The 16,498-nt window shown below is 38.8% G+C and carries 15 protein-coding genes and 1 tRNA gene; 11 read left to right on the top strand and 5 right to left on the bottom strand.

Annotated features, from left to right (window positions below):
• Positions 1 to 64 precede the first annotated feature (64 nt).
• From QNI15_RS25450 to lpxA, 4 genes are all read left to right on the top strand, one after another.
• The gene (locus tag QNI15_RS25450; RefSeq protein ID WP_314000106.1) at positions 65 to 1,309 is read left to right on the top strand and encodes an HD domain-containing protein; all 1,245 of its coding nucleotides are present in this window, start codon (positions 65 to 67) and stop codon (positions 1,307 to 1,309) included.
• Positions 1,310 to 1,418: 109 nt separating this feature from the next.
• A complete protein-coding gene (lpxD, locus tag QNI15_RS25455) occupies positions 1,419 to 2,465 on the top strand; it encodes a UDP-3-O-(3-hydroxymyristoyl)glucosamine N-acyltransferase (protein WP_314034404.1) in 1,047 nt (348 codons plus the stop codon).
• A gap of 77 nt (positions 2,466 to 2,542) precedes the next feature.
• On the top strand, positions 2,543 to 3,934 hold the full coding sequence (locus QNI15_RS25460) for a bifunctional UDP-3-O-[3-hydroxymyristoyl] N-acetylglucosamine deacetylase/3-hydroxyacyl-ACP dehydratase (RefSeq protein WP_313983322.1): 1,392 nt from the start codon (positions 2,543 to 2,545) through the stop codon (positions 3,932 to 3,934).
• Between the two features lie 85 nt (positions 3,935 to 4,019).
• Complete coding sequence (gene lpxA / locus QNI15_RS25465) at positions 4,020 to 4,799, top strand: acyl-ACP--UDP-N-acetylglucosamine O-acyltransferase (protein ID WP_313983319.1); 780 nt, start codon at positions 4,020 to 4,022, stop codon at positions 4,797 to 4,799.
• Positions 4,800 to 4,857: 58 nt separating this feature from the next.
• Here lpxA and QNI15_RS25470 read toward each other — a convergent pair whose 3' ends face one another.
• Entirely contained in the window at positions 4,858 to 5,679 is an 822-nt protein-coding gene (locus QNI15_RS25470; RefSeq protein ID WP_314034406.1) for a glycoside hydrolase family 16 protein, read from the bottom strand.
• Between the two features lie 219 nt (positions 5,680 to 5,898).
• On the opposite strand from QNI15_RS25470, the gene QNI15_RS25475 reads away from it, so the two are divergent.
• Positions 5,899 to 6,207 (top strand): DUF6787 family protein, encoded by a 309-nt coding sequence (locus QNI15_RS25475; RefSeq protein ID WP_314000100.1) that lies wholly within the window; start codon positions 5,899 to 5,901, stop codon positions 6,205 to 6,207.
• A gap of 63 nt (positions 6,208 to 6,270) precedes the next feature.
• Here QNI15_RS25475 and QNI15_RS25480 read toward each other — a convergent pair.
• The 3 genes from QNI15_RS25480 to QNI15_RS25490 all read right to left on the bottom strand — a co-directional run bounded on the left by QNI15_RS25480 (position 6,271) and on the right by QNI15_RS25490 (position 8,377).
• A tRNA-His gene (locus QNI15_RS25480) sits at positions 6,271 to 6,346 on the bottom strand.
• A 65-nt stretch (positions 6,347 to 6,411) separates the two neighbouring features.
• Positions 6,412 to 7,752, bottom strand: a complete 1,341-nt coding sequence (locus QNI15_RS25485) for a dihydroorotase (protein WP_314034408.1) — start codon at positions 7,750 to 7,752, stop codon at positions 6,412 to 6,414.
• A 130-nt stretch (positions 7,753 to 7,882) separates the two neighbouring features.
• The gene (locus QNI15_RS25490; RefSeq protein WP_314034410.1) at positions 7,883 to 8,377 is read right to left on the bottom strand and encodes a peroxiredoxin; all 495 of its coding nucleotides are present in this window, start codon (positions 8,375 to 8,377) and stop codon (positions 7,883 to 7,885) included.
• A 256-nt stretch (positions 8,378 to 8,633) separates the two neighbouring features.
• Between QNI15_RS25490 and QNI15_RS25495 the strand changes: the two genes are divergently transcribed.
• From QNI15_RS25495 to treF, 3 genes are all read left to right on the top strand, one after another.
• Positions 8,634 to 9,845 carry an acyl-CoA dehydrogenase family protein gene (locus QNI15_RS25495; RefSeq protein ID WP_314000094.1) on the top strand — a complete coding sequence of 404 codons (1,212 nt, stop codon included), beginning with the start codon at positions 8,634 to 8,636 and terminating at the stop codon, positions 9,843 to 9,845.
• A 213-nt stretch (positions 9,846 to 10,058) separates the two neighbouring features.
• A complete protein-coding gene (locus tag QNI15_RS25500) occupies positions 10,059 to 10,940 on the top strand; it encodes a sterol desaturase family protein (RefSeq protein ID WP_314034412.1) in 882 nt (293 codons plus the stop codon).
• Between the two features lie 115 nt (positions 10,941 to 11,055).
• Positions 11,056 to 12,639: an alpha,alpha-trehalase TreF gene (treF, locus tag QNI15_RS25505; RefSeq protein ID WP_314034414.1), complete on the top strand. Its 1,584-nt coding sequence runs from the start codon at positions 11,056 to 11,058 to the stop codon at positions 12,637 to 12,639.
• Positions 12,640 to 12,932: 293 nt separating this feature from the next.
• Here treF and QNI15_RS25510 read toward each other — a convergent pair whose 3' ends face one another.
• On the bottom strand, positions 12,933 to 13,739 hold the full coding sequence (locus tag QNI15_RS25510) for a class I SAM-dependent methyltransferase (RefSeq protein WP_313983295.1): 807 nt from the start codon (positions 13,737 to 13,739) through the stop codon (positions 12,933 to 12,935).
• 351 nt (positions 13,740 to 14,090) lie between these two features.
• On the opposite strand from QNI15_RS25510, the gene ruvB reads away from it, so the two are divergent.
• The 3 genes from ruvB (at position 14,091) to QNI15_RS25525 (ending at position 16,035) form a co-directional block, all read left to right on the top strand.
• Positions 14,091 to 15,122 (top strand): Holliday junction branch migration DNA helicase RuvB, encoded by a 1,032-nt coding sequence (gene ruvB, locus QNI15_RS25515; protein WP_314000087.1) that lies wholly within the window; start codon positions 14,091 to 14,093, stop codon positions 15,120 to 15,122.
• A 68-nt stretch (positions 15,123 to 15,190) separates the two neighbouring features.
• Positions 15,191 to 15,757, top strand: coding sequence for a DUF4240 domain-containing protein (locus tag QNI15_RS25520; RefSeq protein WP_314000085.1), 567 nt, complete (start codon positions 15,191 to 15,193; stop codon positions 15,755 to 15,757).
• 38 nt (positions 15,758 to 15,795) lie between these two features.
• Positions 15,796 to 16,035, top strand: coding sequence for a MoaD/ThiS family protein (locus tag QNI15_RS25525; protein ID WP_314000083.1), 240 nt, complete (start codon positions 15,796 to 15,798; stop codon positions 16,033 to 16,035).
• Positions 16,036 to 16,498 lie beyond the last annotated feature (463 nt).

The following is a 16,498-nucleotide window of genomic DNA, read 5'->3' on the forward strand; positions in this document are numbered from 1 at the left end:
CAGGTCACATTTCCGGAAAGAAATCCTTTTAACTGGCTGTATATATTTTTAATCTGTTAGAAAGTTGAATAAACGGAAAATTTTTAATGACCCTGTCTATGGGTTCATCAGTATACATAGTGATTTAATTTTTGATATCATCGAACAGCCTGTCTTTCAACGGTTACGCCGTATCCGGCAAATGGGCTTAGCAGATTATGTATATCTGGGTGCACATCATACCCGATTCCATCATGCTCTAGGAGCAATGCATTTGATGGAATCAACTTTAAAATCGCTATGTTCTAAAGGACATGAAATTACAGACCATGAATGGGAATCGGCTTTACTGGGGATTCTTTTACACGATGTCGGACATGGACCCTGTTCACATGCATTGGAGTATAGCATTTTAAGTGATGTCAAACATGAATCACTTTCTTTGCTAATCATGCAAAGGCTAAATAAAACATTCAATGGTGCACTGGATACGGCACTTCAGATGTTTAACGGCACCTATCCCCGTCGCTTTTTTAATCAGCTTATTACCGGGCAGTTAGATATAGACCGTTTGGACTATCTAAACAGAGATAGTTTCTTTACAGGAGTATCCGAAGGGACTATCGGTTCGGAGCGGATTATAAAGATGCTTGACATCGTGAATGATAACCTGGTTGTGGAAGAAAAAGGCATTTATAGCATTGAAAACTTTCTCAATGCCCGACGACTCATGTACTGGCAGGTTTATCTGCATAAAACAGCAATCAGTGCCGAAACCATGTTAATTCAGGTGATACGAAGAGCCCGAGAGCTGACCCATGCAGGTATTGAAGTTTTTGCCTCGCCTCCACTTTCTTTGTTTCTGAAAGAATCAGTACGTATGGAAAGTTTTCTGAATGATCCTGTATACTTACAGACTTTTCAATGCCTGGATGATTATGATATATGGGGTTCTGTGAAGATATGGATAAACCATTCCGACTTTATTCTATCCTCTCTGAGCAGAATGTTATTGGAGAGAAAACTATTTCGTATTACTCTATCTTCAGAAAAGCCGTCCCGTGAGTTCAGTAAAACGATAAAGAACCAATTAAGTACATTTTATCGTATACCATCAAAAGATGTTCACTACTTGTACATAGAGGGCTCTACCAGCAATGCAGCCTACTTGTCACAAGGTACTGGAATCAATATTCTAACCAAGAAAGGTAAGATTCTTGACATTGCCCTGGCATCAGATTTGCCAAATATCAAAGCTATGAGTAAAATTGTGCGAAAATATTATGCATGCTGGGCAAAAGAAATAAACTGGAAACAGGCTAGTCTATAAAAGTAACACTATCTGATAGTTTCCAATATGAACAAGAATGGAGCAAAACAACATCTAGTGCATCCATTAACTATTTTGAATTGTTTATTCTTCATACATTTATCAACTTATGGAGTTTACCATAGAACAGATAGCCGGAATGCTCAAGGGAAGCGTAGAAGGCAACGGCTCATTATTAGTAAATAAATTAGCTAAGATTGAAGAAGCAACCGCAGGATGTCTGGCTTTTCTATCCAATCAAAAATACGAACCTTATTTATACACAACAGAGGCAACAGCCGTTATTGTTGGTAAAGACTTTGAGCCGAAGAAAGAGTATACAGCTACATTAATCCGTGTAGATAATCCCTATCTGGCATTTACTATCTTACTGGAACAATATCAGCAATTTTTAATGGCAGCAAAGGTTGGTATAGAACAACCTTCTTTTATTGGAGACAATAGTACGACAGGCAATAATATATTTCGGGGTGCTTTTTCCTATATTGGCTCCAATTGTAAAATTGGTAACAATGTAAAAATATATCCTCAGGCGTATATTGGTGATAACGTAACGATTGGCGACAATACGGTTATCTACGCGGGTGCCAAAATTTATAGTGATATAGTAATAGGTAATCGCTGTGTAGTACATGCAGGAGCTGTGATTGGCAGTGATGGTTTTGGATTTGCGCCTCAACCCGATGGAAGCTATCGCCCTATCCCTCAGGTAGGTAATGTTGTCCTGGAAGATGATGTTTGTATTGGAGCCAATACAGTTGTGGATTGCGCCACAATGGGGTCAACTATCATTCGTCAAGGTGCCAAACTGGACAATCTGATACAGATTGCACATAATGTTGAAATAGGTAAACATACTGTTATTGCAGCACAGGCAGGGATATCCGGATCTACTAAAATAGGAAATTATTGCGTGATAGCTGGCCAGGTTGGTATTGTTGGGCATCTTCAGATTGCAGATAAAACCAGTTTTGGTGCCCAATCAGGTGTTTCAAAATCTATTCAGAAAGAAGGATTAAAGTTACAGGGATCACCCGCATTTGACTATAAAGATAATCTCAGATCGCTGGCAGTTTTTCGAAACTTACCACAACTTCAAAAGCGACTTGAAGAATTGGAAGAAAAAATACTAACTTTGTCGATTAATGAAAAATAGTTCAGGGTCCAGAGTTCTTGTTCTGGTCTTAGTATGCTTTGAACCTGAACACAGAACACAGAACTTAACCAATCCTAATGCATCTTAAACAACACACCATTAAGAAAGCTGTAACACTCTCAGGAGTAGGCTTACATACAGGGGTTCCGGCGAATATGACTTTTCTGCCAGCAAAACCTCACCATGGTTACAAATTTCAAAGAATTGATCTGGAAGGGCAACCCATTGTAGATGCAGATGTTGATAATGTGGTAGACCTATCACGTGGTACTACCATTGAACAAAGTGGAGCCCGAATCAATACAGTAGAACATACCCTAGCTGCATTGGTAGGTATGGAAATAGATAATGTTCTGATTCAACTGGATGGACCAGAGCCTCCTATCATGGACGGAAGTTCTATTCAATTTGTACAGGCACTGGAATTTGCAGAAAGAGAGGAGCAGAATGCTCTTCGTAATTTTTATGAAATTACAGAAGAGATTCGCTACAGAGACAAGGAAAGAGATGTAGAAATTGCGGCTCTGCCTCTCAGTGATTATAGAATGACAGTAATGGTTGACTATAACTCTCCAGTACTAGGTAGTCAACATGCTTCTTTGACAGATATCAGTCAGTTCTCTAACGAAATAGCCAATTGCAGAACTTTCTGTTTCCTCCATGAATTGGAAATGCTTCATAAGGCAGGATTAGTGAAAGGTGGAGATCTTAATAATGCTATTGTGATTGTAGACCGCATCATTCAAGATGAAGAATTAGATTATCTGGCAGGGTTATTCAATAAACCCAAAGTAGAAGTTCGCAAAGAAGGTATTCTGAATAATGTAGAGTTACGCTATAAAAATGAACCTGCTCGTCATAAATTACTGGATTTAATGGGAGATCTTGCTCTGGCAGGACGTCCATTAAAGGCACAAATCCTTGCAGCCCGTCCAGGTCATGCAGCAAACGTAGCTTTTGCTAAAAAGATCAAGAAGAAAATGCAGGAGTCTGCCAGCAGTAACATTCCGGTGTATGATCCTAAACTTCCTCCTGTTCTGGATTCACTGGCAATCAGTAACATTCTTCCACATCGTTATCCCTTCCAGTTAATCGATAAGATTATTCACCTGGATGAAAGTTCAGTGACAGGAGTAAAGAATGTAACCATGAATGAGCCATTCTTTATGGGGCATTTTCCAGGTAATCCTGTTATGCCAGGAGTGTTGCAGATAGAAGCAATGGCTCAGACAGGTGGTATCCTTGTACTAAGTACAGTACCTGACCCTGAAAATTACTGGACGTATTTCTTAAGTATTGAAAATTGCCGTTTCCGGAAAATGGTTCTTCCAGGAGATACTATTATTTTCAAGTGTGAGTTAATGGCTCCAATAAAACGTGGTATTGCTAAAATGCAAGGACAGGCTTTTGTAGCTGGTCAGGTTGTATGTGAGGCCGTTATGTCAGCTAGTATTGTTAGAAAAAAATAAATAAACCATATTGTCTGTAAATATGCGATGACAGCCTTAGTGCTTTTCAGATTGTTTTACAGACTTGTGTATATATATCAAAAGAATGAATCAACCATTAGCGTACATTCATCCCGAAGCAAAAATAGGCCCTGATGTAATAATTGAGCCTTTCGCTACTATTCATAAAAATGTTGAGATTGGAGAAGGCACCTGGATAGGAGCCAATGCTGTAATCAACGAAGGTGCTCGTATTGGGAAGTTTTGCAAAATATATCCAGGAGCAATTATTTCGGCTATTCCACAGGATCTTAAATTTGTAGGTGAGGAAACAACCGCTGTAGTTGGCGATTATACTACCATTCGCGAATTTGTCACCATGAGTAGAGGGACTGTAGACAAGTATACTACCGTTGTTGGTAAAAACTGTCTTATCATGGCCTATGCTCACATTGGACACGATTGTATTATTGGAGACAACTGTATCTTAGGTAATGTGGTGCAGTTGGCAGGCCATGTACAGATCGATGATTATGTAATATTCGGGGGATCATGCGCCGTACAACAGTTTTCAAAAATTGGAGCTCATACATACATAGGTGGAGGTTCTCTTGTTCGTAAAGATGTCCCTCCTTTTGTTAAGGCAGCTCGTGAGCCACTAGCCTATAGTGGTGTTAACTCCATTGGACTTCGTCGCAGAGGTTTCTCTAATGAGAAAATCAACGAAATTCAGGAAATTTACCGTTATATCTATCTGAGAGGATTAAATAACGCAGATGCACTGGAATCAATAGAAACTAACTTACCAGCATCTGTAGAACGAGATCTGATTATAGAGTTTATCCGAAGTTCGGAACGAGGCATTATGCGAGGCACTTCAGAATAAAATTAAAAGCCCATTCTAAAACAAGGAATGGGCTTTTTGATTACCAACCATAGCAGAATCATTTCTTTTGATAAACCCTAACATAATCAACTTCCATTGTTTGAGGGAAAATACTGGTATCTACACCTTCTTTCCCACCCCAATCTCCACCAATAGCAATATTTAACAGCAAGTGAAACTTCTGGTTATAAGGCCAGGTAGCAGAATTATTCTGTTTGTCGTTTGTAAAAGTGAAATAAGATTTATCATCTATAAAGAATGTAATCTTCTCCTCATCCCATTCCATGCTATATACATGAAAGGCACTACTAACATCCGATACAGATAATTGATTGCCCTTATTGGTACCAATTGTATGGTTATAAGCCTTGGTATGGATATTGGCATGAATCACTCCCTGATCATATCCTACATGTTCCATAATATCAAGTTCGCCATCATCAGGCCATTTCAAGGGAGTTGTTGACGCCAGCATCCAAATAGCAGGCCATGTACCTTTCCCTGAGGGCAGTTTAGCTTTTACATCAATCCGCCCATACATCCAGTCTCCTTTACCTTTAGTATGTAAACGTGCAGATGTATACTCATTCTGATTGAATTTTTCCTTGCGTGCTTCTATTCTAAGAACTCCATTTTCTACATGCGCATTTTCTATACGTTCTCTTGTATAGTATTGTAGTTCATGATTTCCCCATCCATTTCCTCCTTCTCCATATCCCCAACGGGCAGGATCAGGTAAACCCTTATACTCAAATTCATCACTCCAGACAAGTTGATATCCTTTCTTATGTACTAATGATTCTTTTTTACAAGAGAGCAAACCTATAAATAAAATCAGAGTAAGAAACCCGTATTGCAGACATGTAAACGATTTTAACATGGATATATCAAATTACGTATTCAAATATTTACAAATCTCACAAAAACCATAGAATAATCAATAGCTGACAACCATTTTACTGTTAGTAATTACAGATATGCTAAACTTCCCCTCATCTTAATCGTCAATTTTCTCAGCAAATTTTACTTGTAGTTGATATACTATTTTCGTTTTTTAGCTTCCGTTTCGGTATATATCCAGAACCTGCATTAATTAGTTATGTCTTCTTTTCTTCAAAAACTTCAGACTCGCTGGGGTGTTCACACAGTATGGCAGGTTATTGTAATCCTGATTGTCTTCGCTTTAACAGGTTTTACGGCTATGTATATAAAAAAACCGATCTTTGTATGGCTTGGTATCACACCTACCACTCCTTGGTGGTATAGAACACTGATATGGTTACTTACCATTTTTCCTGCTTATCAGGTCTTTTTATTATTCTACGGATTTCTGTTAGGACAGTTCGCCTTCTTCTGGAACTTTGAAAAACGAATGTTTGGACGTATAGGAAAGTTATTTGGCAAGTAACTTTAAGAAAAGTAACAGAGACAAAAGCTATAAAATAAAAAAGCAGGCTTAAAAGCCTGCTTAGGGAGGAAGATGGGGCTCGAACCCACGACCCCTAGAACCACAATCTAGTGCTCTAACCGACTGAGCTACATCCTCCGTGATTTGGGCTACAAAAGTACAACAAGATTAATATATTCCAAAAACAAATAATTATTTTTTTTATTATCTGTCAAATACAAGTCTTGCACCCTTCTGACTTTCATCAAAATTTCCCTGTTTATACACTAGATTTCCAGACACAAAGGTATGAGTAACAGACGATTTGAATGTTTTCCTTTCAAATGGAGACCAACCACACTTGTAGAAGATAACATCTTTTGAAACTGTCGATTCTTGCTGTGTATTTACTAAAACAAGGTCAGCAAAGTAGCCCTCACGGATATATCCCCGTTGTGAGATTTGAAAGCAATCAGCAGGTGCATGGCACATCTTCTCTACCAATTTCTCTAGTGAGATTCGTCCTTCATGATAAGCTTCCAGCATCAAAACAAGAGAATGTTGTACCAAAGGTACACCTGATGGTGCTTTCCAATAGTTCTGAGATTTCTCTTCCCAGGTATGAGGTGCATGATCTGTAGCTATGATATCCAAATGATTATCCAATAATCCTTCCCATAAAGCTGACTTATGCCGTTTATCTTTTACAGCAGGATTACATTTAATCTGATTCCCCAATGTCTCGTAATCGTCTGCTGTAAACCAGAGATGGTGCACACACACTTCAGCAGTGATTCGTTTCTGTTTTAAAGGAATTGTATTGTCAAATAAGGGTAGTTCATCCCCTGTAGTAATATGCAAAATATGCAGGCGGGTGTTATGCTTCTTAGCCAATGTCACAGCCATTGAAGACGATTTAAAACAAGCTTCTTCATTCCGGATCTCTGGATGAATACGGGCAGGAGCATCTTCGCCATATTGCTGGCGATATTGCTCCTGACGCTGCTTGATAGTTGCTTCATCCTCACAGTGAGTGGCAATCAGCATGGGACTTTCCCGAAATATAGCAGCCAACGTACCTTCATCATCTACCAGCATATTACCTGTAGAGGATCCCATAAATATTTTAATCCCGCATACATCTTTGGGATTAGTCTTAAGTACTTCTGACAGATTATCATTTGAAGCCCCCATGAAAAACGAATAGTTTGCCAGAGAAGTCTGTGAGGCAATCTGATACTTATCGGCAAGTAATTCCTGTGTCAGTGCATTGGGAACTGTATTAGGCATCTCCATAAAACTGGTGACTCCTCCTGCTACAGCAGCCTTGCTTTCTGTATAAATAGATGCCTTGTGTGTAAGACCAGGCTCTCTAAAATGTACCTGGTCATCTATCACACCAGGCATAAGATATTGTCCGTTTGCATCAATTACTTGATCAGCAGATTTATGTTGCAAATCTGTTCCAATCTGTTCGATACGCCCATCTTTTATATATATATCTTTTTCTGTAATTGTACCTTCGTTTACAACTCTGGCATTCAGAATAATCGATGATTTTGTCATAATAAATTGTAAGAAGAGATAGTATGCTTCAAAAATAGTATCTTTTCCAAAGGAAAAATCCTTTGGTATGAAAAAAAGCCATTACTGAATTCAATCATCAGTAATGGCATAAAAAAGAATAGAAGATAGTTTATCTAGTCAACTCATCTAATACCTTTTTAATCGCATCAAAATCTGGCACATCCCCTGCATTTTCCAAAACCTCAGCATATTGAATCACACCATCTCCATCAATCACAAAAGCCGAACGTTTGGATACGCCTTTCATTCCCCACGCAAAGTTTTCATAAAGAGCTCCATAGGCTGTTGAAACTTCTTTGTTAAAATCAGATAGTAAAAGAAACGTAAGGCTCTGATCTTTTTTGAACCTATCCAGTACATAAGGTGAATCTACAGAAATAGCCACAACCTCTGCATTGAGGGCAGTATATTCTCCTATATCATCCCGCATGCTACATAACTCAGCAGTACATACACTGCTAAATGCCAAAGGAAAAAATAAAACCACAAGATTTTTTCCTTTATAATCATCCAGTGAAACTTCTTTTTTGTCTGAATTAGCAGACTTAAAATCAGAAGATACTAATTTGAAAAATGGAGCTTTATCGCCTTTCTGAAGTGCCATATGAAAGAAAACAGGTTGATAGGTAAAACAAAAGAATATGAGTTACAATAAGTGTATGCATGACTGAGTGACTCTCAGAGAAACAACTACATCTTATTGGTATTATTATCCATCTGCTATATACAAAAGTCAGATACAAAGAAACTATAGTATGATAAGAAATAATAGTTCTAAAAATGTAAATTTGGCAAATGCGATTTTAGTAAGGCATATATTAAATCTTATAGCCTCATACAAGTTTTAACAACAGACTACAATGCAAACAACAGACCCTAATATACATATCCGCTCCAGCCAGGATCGTTTTGAAGCACCTGACTTTTATCAGATTGACGATCTTTTAACAGAAGAACATAAGCTCATTCGGGATGCGGTCAGAACGTTTGTTAAAAAGGAGATCTCTCCTATTATTGAGGACTATGCCCAGCGAGCAGAATTTCCGCAGGATATAGTCAAAAAATTTGGTGAGATAGGCGCTTTTGGGCCAACCATACCATCAGAATACGGAGGTGGTGGACTCGATTATATTTCGTATGGCCTCATCATGCAGGAAATTGAACGGGGAGATTCTGGCATGCGTTCAACGGTCTCTGTGCAAAGTTCACTGGTCATGTATCCCATTTATGCATTTGGTACGGAAGAACAAAAGCAAAAGTACTTACCCAAACTGGCTTCTGGTGAAATGCTAGGTTGCTTTGGATTAACAGAAGCAGACTATGGCTCAAATCCTTCTGGTATGCAATCCCATTTTACAGATGAAGGTGACCACTATCTGCTTAATGGTTCAAAGATGTGGATTTCCAATGCGCCTTATGCAGACATTGCAGTGGTATGGGCTAAAAATGAGAATGGGCGTGTTCGTGGCCTTATTGTAGAACGAGGAATGGAAGGTTTCTCTACACCTGAAATTCATAATAAATGGTCGTTGCGTGCCTCTACTACAGGGGAACTGGTTTTTGATAATGTTAAGGTACCCAAAGAAAATTTACTGCCGGGTATAGAGGGTTTGCGCGGTCCTATGCAGTGCCTGGATTCTGCTAGGTATGGTATCGCCTGGGGAGCACTTGGAGCAGCAATGGACTGCTATGATTCAGCGAAGCGTTATGCACTGGAACGCATACAGTTTGATAAACCTATAGCCTCTTTTCAATTGACACAAAAGAAACTGGCTGAAATGTTAACTGAGATTACCAAAGCACAACTCCTCTGCTGGCGATTAGGTATGTTAAAAAATGAAGACAAAGCAACCACTGCCCAAATATCATTAGCCAAACGAAATAATGTAGAGATGGCACTGAACATTGCGCGTGAAGCCCGTCAGATTCATGGGGGTATGGGTATTACAGGTGAGTATCCGATTATGCGCCATATGATGAACCTGGAATCGGTTGTTACCTATGAAGGTACACACGATATTCACTTACTCATTCTGGGTAATGAGATTACAGGTATTCCTGCATTTAAATAGATCATACTTTTCTCTCTTTTCATAAGGCTATTGTGATATACAATAGCCTTTTATTTTGCTTTCCCAGCATCTACATCTCCAGTAATTTTCTGAATAAAATCAGTTATCCAATCCATGGTGATTCAATGATTTGATCCATTAAATTTTATTTACTCATGAAATAATCATAAATTAATCATTAATTATACTATACAGCAGATTATACATAGTAGTATGGAGACAGTTGTTGCTTTCTTTGAACATATACCCAGTAGCTATCGTGCCGCTATCCTTATTGGAGGAATACTGTTGTTCTGGAGTATTGAAGGAATTATTCCACTATCATTAACGCCTTATCATAAGTGGAGACATGCTGGGTTAAATCTGTTTTTTACCTTAACCACTGTTGTTATTAATTTTCTTTTTGCAGCCCTTCTTCTAAAAACAAGTGATTGGACAGCCGATCAGCACTTTGGCCTACTGTATCTAACAACAATGCCCTTGGGGTTGTTTATCTTACTAGGCTTACTATTGCTTGATTTAATTGGAGCTTATCTGATTCATTGGCTGGAACATAAACTAAAATGGCTATGGAAGTTTCATCTTATCCATCATACAGATACATACGTTGATACCACTACTGCCAATCGGCATCATCCAGGTGAAAGTGTTTTTCGGGCTATATTTACTATTCTGGCTGTATTTATATCAGGAGCCCCGATTTGGCTGGTTATGTTATATCAAAGTTTATCTGTGATATTTTCTCAGTTTAACCATGCCAATATTAAGCTGCCAGTTCAACTGGATAAGGTTATAAGCTGGATTATTGTTTCTCCCAATATGCACAAGGTACATCATCATTACAAGCAGCCCCTCACAGATACAAACTATGGGAATATATTCTCACTTTGGGATCGGTTGTTTGGCACCTTTGCTACAGAAAATCCAGCCAATCTAATTTATGGAGTAGATACACATATGGATGCTAAGGAGAATAATCAACTAACTAATTTGCTGCAAATACCTTTTCAACCCTATAGACGCTCCGCTGATATCTCCTATTCAGGAACACACAAAGCAGATAGTGTAACAAAAGATCAACCATCAGTAGGATAGAATACCAATAATTGCTAATTAAACTTGTATTTCAATTTGAATAAATACTAGAGCCTAGTATTTGATCTTATATTCATAGTCTATGCGTTGTATTTCCAAATATACTATACTAGTTGTGCTACTTATCGCACTAAATCAGCAGGCAATTGGACAAAATGTTGCCGGATACCAGGATTTTTTCAAAACTGTACAATTGGCTGCTATTTTTCCAGACTCCAAAACTTTTCCTGACTGTACCCCAAAATATCCGTTGGCAGAAATTGTAAAGAAGTACCAGAAGCAACATACTCTACCCGATTTTGGATTAAAGGAGTTTGTCCTGGCTAATTATACATTGCCTAAGAGTTATTCTTCAGACTTTACATCTGACACCAGCAAGTCTGCAACGGAACACATCATCAGCTTATGGGATGTACTTACGCGAAAACCGGAAAAGCCTATACCAGGAAGTTCGTTAGTGAACCTACCCTACCAATATGTAGTGCCTGGAGGGCGATTTGGCGAAATATATTATTGGGATAGTTATTTTACCATGTTGGGCTTAGAAGCCTCTGGCCGCACAGACCTGGTCCAGCATATGATTGATAACTTTGCATTCCTGATTGACACAATTGGTTTTATTCCGAATGGGAACCGGACATACTATCTGACACGTTCACAACCGCCGTTTTTTGCCTTAATGGTAGGTATTCTCGCCAATACAAAAGGTGACGAGACATATAGCAAATACCTTCCTCAGCTTGAGAAAGAATATGCCTTCTGGATGGGTGGCACTGAAAAGCTAGGCAAACAAAGTGGCACATTCCGAAGAGTAGTACGCATGCAGGGAGGCGAAATACTAAACCGCTACTGGGATGATTCGGCAACACCAAGACCAGAAGCCTATAAAGAAGATGTAGCAACAGCCGATGCTATTTTAAAAAATAGTACCATTCCAATGCCTAAGAAAGCATCAAAGGCATCTCAACAATTTATTATTGATCAAAAGCGAGCTGTTATCTACCGGCATCTTCGTGCTGCAGCCGAAAGTGGTTGGGATTTCTGTAATCGCTGGTTTAAGGACGGCAATTCTATGGAAACAATCCATACTACAGATATTATTCCTGTAGATCTGAATGCACTTATGTATAATCTTGAAATGACTATAAGTAAAGCTTACGCATTGAAAGGGAATGCACAAAAAGCTAAAAGTTATCAAGATGCAGCAGAACGAAGAAAACAAGCCGTACTTATGTATTGTTGGGATAAAAAAGCCCAATACTTTACAGATTATGACTTTATCACCAGGCAAACCACCCAAACCTTCTCCCTGGCAGGCATGTATCCTTTCTTTGTACATATGAATATTGGAACACCCGCGACTGTAGCCCAGCGAATTGAGAAAGATTTTCTGAGAGATGGAGGGGTGCTTACCACCTTAACAAACACAGGACAGCAATGGGATGCACCCAATGGTTGGGCACCTTTACAATGGATCACTTATAAAGGATTAAAAGATAACGGGTACAGCGAACTGGCAGATAAAATTAAAAACCGCTGGATTTCTAATAATGTACGTGTATACAAACAAACAGGTAAAATGGTAGAAAAATACAATGTGACAGATATTACCTTAAAGGCAGGAGGAGGAGAATACCCTGTACAGGATGGCTTTGGCTGGTCAAATGGCGTGTTGCTTCGTTTACTGAAAGAAAAGTAATTAATTCCAGTGATGTAACTATTTTTTATCTTCTTTTCAAAAGAAATTATACTGTCAAAAGATTTGGCATAAGATTTGGTGTATACACTATACACTACGACTATGAAAATATCTTTTAAAACAAAGTAACCAGATAGTACAAACCACGTAAAACACCTATCAGTAATCCACTTTTAAAAACATCCATACAGCATTTCTTCTGATGATTTGTTGTTTTTATTAACTGATTTGATCACTATTTCTGACAATGACAATACCTCTCTGATAGAGAGGTATTTGTTTTTACAGGGGGCTTATAATCTTAATCCAAAACTTTCGCGTTGCGGCCTTTGAGCCACAAAAATCATCCTGTCAGATGTTTCCTTGTCATATGGATTCAACGCATAGTCTCCAAAGATGCTTATCAGTTCCAGATCGGCAACATCAAAATAGTGTAGAAACTGTTCACAACTGATCGCTTTTACTCGCTCCTGAAAATGGAAGGAATTTCCTTCGTCCTCAAACTCAATATCTTTTACAATAAATCCGCTTTCCAGTTTCTTTTGAATATCAAATTGAATTCCATCAATAACTTGTCTGTAATGAGGTTTTAAATTTTTTAAGATCCGGTCTGTATTGAAAAAATCAAGAATTAACTTTCCCCCAGGTTTTAATGCCTCTGTTACTGTACATACCGCATTAATATTCTCTCCTTCTGTTTCAAAATAACCGAAGCTTGTAAATAGATTCAGCACATAACAAAACCTGCTTCGCACATAGGGACGGCGCATATCGTGTACATAGAAATGCAATCGTTCATTTTCAAACTGTTTAGCATAAGAGATATTTTCAGGCGCAATGTCAATCCCTACTACATCAAACCCTTTGGAATTAAGATAGATAGCATGTCGTCCACGCCCACATGCCAAATCAAGTATTTGATCTTCACAGGTAAACTGAAAATATTTTTGCAGATTGTCGATAAACTGGTGCGCTTCTGCATTATCCCGGCTCTTATATAGAATATGATAATAAGGTGAGTTAAACCATTCACTGAACCATTCTCGTTTACTAATAGCGCCTCTGGACTTTTTGCTGCTTACTTCATGCACGACTTCCATATTTTTAATCATTGCAATTTCTATTGTTATTACCTAAACTAATCGTCTGGTAAACATATCTCATGAATAAATTCGACAGGAATAGATGTAGATCCTGTCTCTACTGATAAACAAATACCCGATCAGACAAGTGCAAATGTCAGTTTATTTTCGATGGAAACGAAATTAGGTCATTTTAACTTTTTTTAGTACTTTCGTGAAACAACCGGATATGCGATATTTTGCAATTCCCTTGATTTCAATCTTCCTTCTTTTTTATCTTTCCTGCCTTTTATTACGCTATCCGATCTTGTTCTGTTTTGAGATGAATACCTCAAAACCTTTGAACTGTAACTGTTAATTTGAATTTATATGCGTAAAGATTATTTGAAAGGTGAAGCAGAAGGGCTAACCCCAACAGAACGCGAAATAGAAAAGGCGTTGCGTCCGGTCAGCTTTGAGGATTTTACCGGACAGGATAAAGTTCTTGAAAATCTGCGCGTCTTTGTACAGGCTGCCCGCCAGCGAGGGGAGGCACTTGATCATGTGCTCTTACATGGCCCTCCTGGTTTAGGGAAAACAACCCTTTCATTGATTATTGCCAATGAACTGGGAGCAAATATAAAAATGACTTCCGGGCCAGTTCTGGACAAGCCTAGTGATCTGGCAGGATTACTTACCAACCTCAGTGAAAACGATGTGCTTTTCATTGATGAAATCCATCGCCTTAATCCGGTAGTAGAAGAATACCTGTATTCTGCTATGGAAGATTATAAGATTGATATCCTGCTAGATAGCGGTCCCAATGCCCGGTCTGTTCAGATCGGTTTAAATCCGTTTACGTTAGTAGGTGCTACTACCAGAGCTGGATTGTTAACTTCGCCTTTACGTGCACGATTTAGTATTAATGCCAGGCTGGAATATTACAATGCCAAACTATTAACTTCCATTGTACTACGTTCTGCGGATCTATTGAATACGCCTATTGACGAAGAGGCGGCCTATGAGATAGCCCGAAGAAGTCGGGGAACTCCACGTATTGCCAATAACCTGTTGCGTCGTACACGTGATTTTGCTCAGGTAAAAGGAAATGGTAAAATTACGGTTGGTATTGCAGAAATGGCACTAAACGCACTGGATGTAGATCAACATGGATTAGACGAGATGGATAATCGCATTCTGTCTACCATCATTGAGAAGTTTAAAGGTGGCCCTGTAGGTTTGTCAACTATTGCTACTGCCTGTGGTGAAGAAGCTGAAACCATAGAAGAGGTATATGAGCCGTTTCTGATTCAGGAAGGTTATATTAAACGAACCTCTCGTGGACGAGAAGCAACCGAAATGGCCTACCGTCATCTGGGCATCAATCCACCTGCCGGGCAGGTTAAAGGATTGTTCGACTAAGAAAACAAAGTATCAGCCTTATAGTTTTTACGCTATAAGGCTATTTTTTTATATAAATGCCATTTTACATGACCGAAACAACATTCTGGGAACTGATAGATATATCCAAAAAGCAGACCACAGAAAATAAATACGAACAAACTCAGTTTCTGACTAATTATCTGAGTACACAGACAGAAGAAGAAATATTTTCATTTGAAGAACAATTTCAAAAGTTTTACGCTAAATCCTATACATCTCCCCTATGGTGTGTAGCCTACGTGGCAATGGGAGGCTGTTCTGATGATGGTTTTGATTATTTTCGGGCATGGCTTATTGCGCAGGGAAAGGAAGTATTTGAAAATGCTATGCATAATCCGGATAGCTTAGTGTCTGCTTTTGATACCTTACGCGAACAAAATAGAGGCGATTATCCGGAATTTGAAAGTATGTTGGGTGTTCCCTTAGATGCATATATCAAAAAATATAATTTTGCAGATCGGGATGATGGCATTGATGCTTACTATGCTAGACTAGATGAGTTTCCCAGAGTTCCTTTTCCAGAAATGGTTTTTAACTGGACAGAAGACAATCCAGAAAGTATGAAGAAGATCTGCCCTGCTATTTTTGCCAAATACTGGGATGATCCTTTCTAAAAATGTGTTCATGATTTACAGTCCACAATTTATACCATATGAGATTTAGCATATTGCCTTTTGGTGCTCTAACAGACACTCTATCTGCTTCAGGTATCTCACTTACCAATGAGCAGATTCTAACGATAGAAGATTTGCATCAGTATCTGACAACCACCTACCCTGCTATTGCCCAACAAAAGTTTCGTTATGCAGTCAATCAGGAGATGGTAGATACAACTCATCATCTACAGGATGGAGATGAGATAGCCTTACTCCCACCCTTCTCTGGAGGGTAATAAATATCCCAAACTATAGTTACCCGGCTGTGATCTCCTTTAGAGCCTTGTTATAAAGCATATCCCGCTGTTGGTGAAACGTGCTTTACGACAAGGCTCTTGTTTGTGTTTATGTGAGTACCCCACTGGTAGAGAGCATGTGAGTTATAACTCACATCAATTTTGCTTTTGAACATAATTCTGGCCGCGTTTGCTGTCTGCGCATAGTTCACGGCAAAGGATAATTTTGTAGAAGCGAATCTGTCCCTCTCATTCGTGAGGGTTTGCGCACAAGTCCAATCATTTTTTATTTTGACCTGAATTCCGATCACTTTTTCTCTTGCGCATAACTCACGGCACGGGATGTCTTGCGCATAACTCACAGCAAAACTTTTTCTGCGCATAGTTCACAGCAAGAGAGAAACTGATCAGAGTTCACCGCAGACACTTAGACTGCCGTGAACTCTGATCAAGATATACTGAC

It is taken from the genome of Xanthocytophaga flava, from assembly GCF_030068545.1.
Classification (GTDB): domain Bacteria; phylum Bacteroidota; class Bacteroidia; order Cytophagales; family 172606-1; genus Xanthocytophaga; species Xanthocytophaga flava.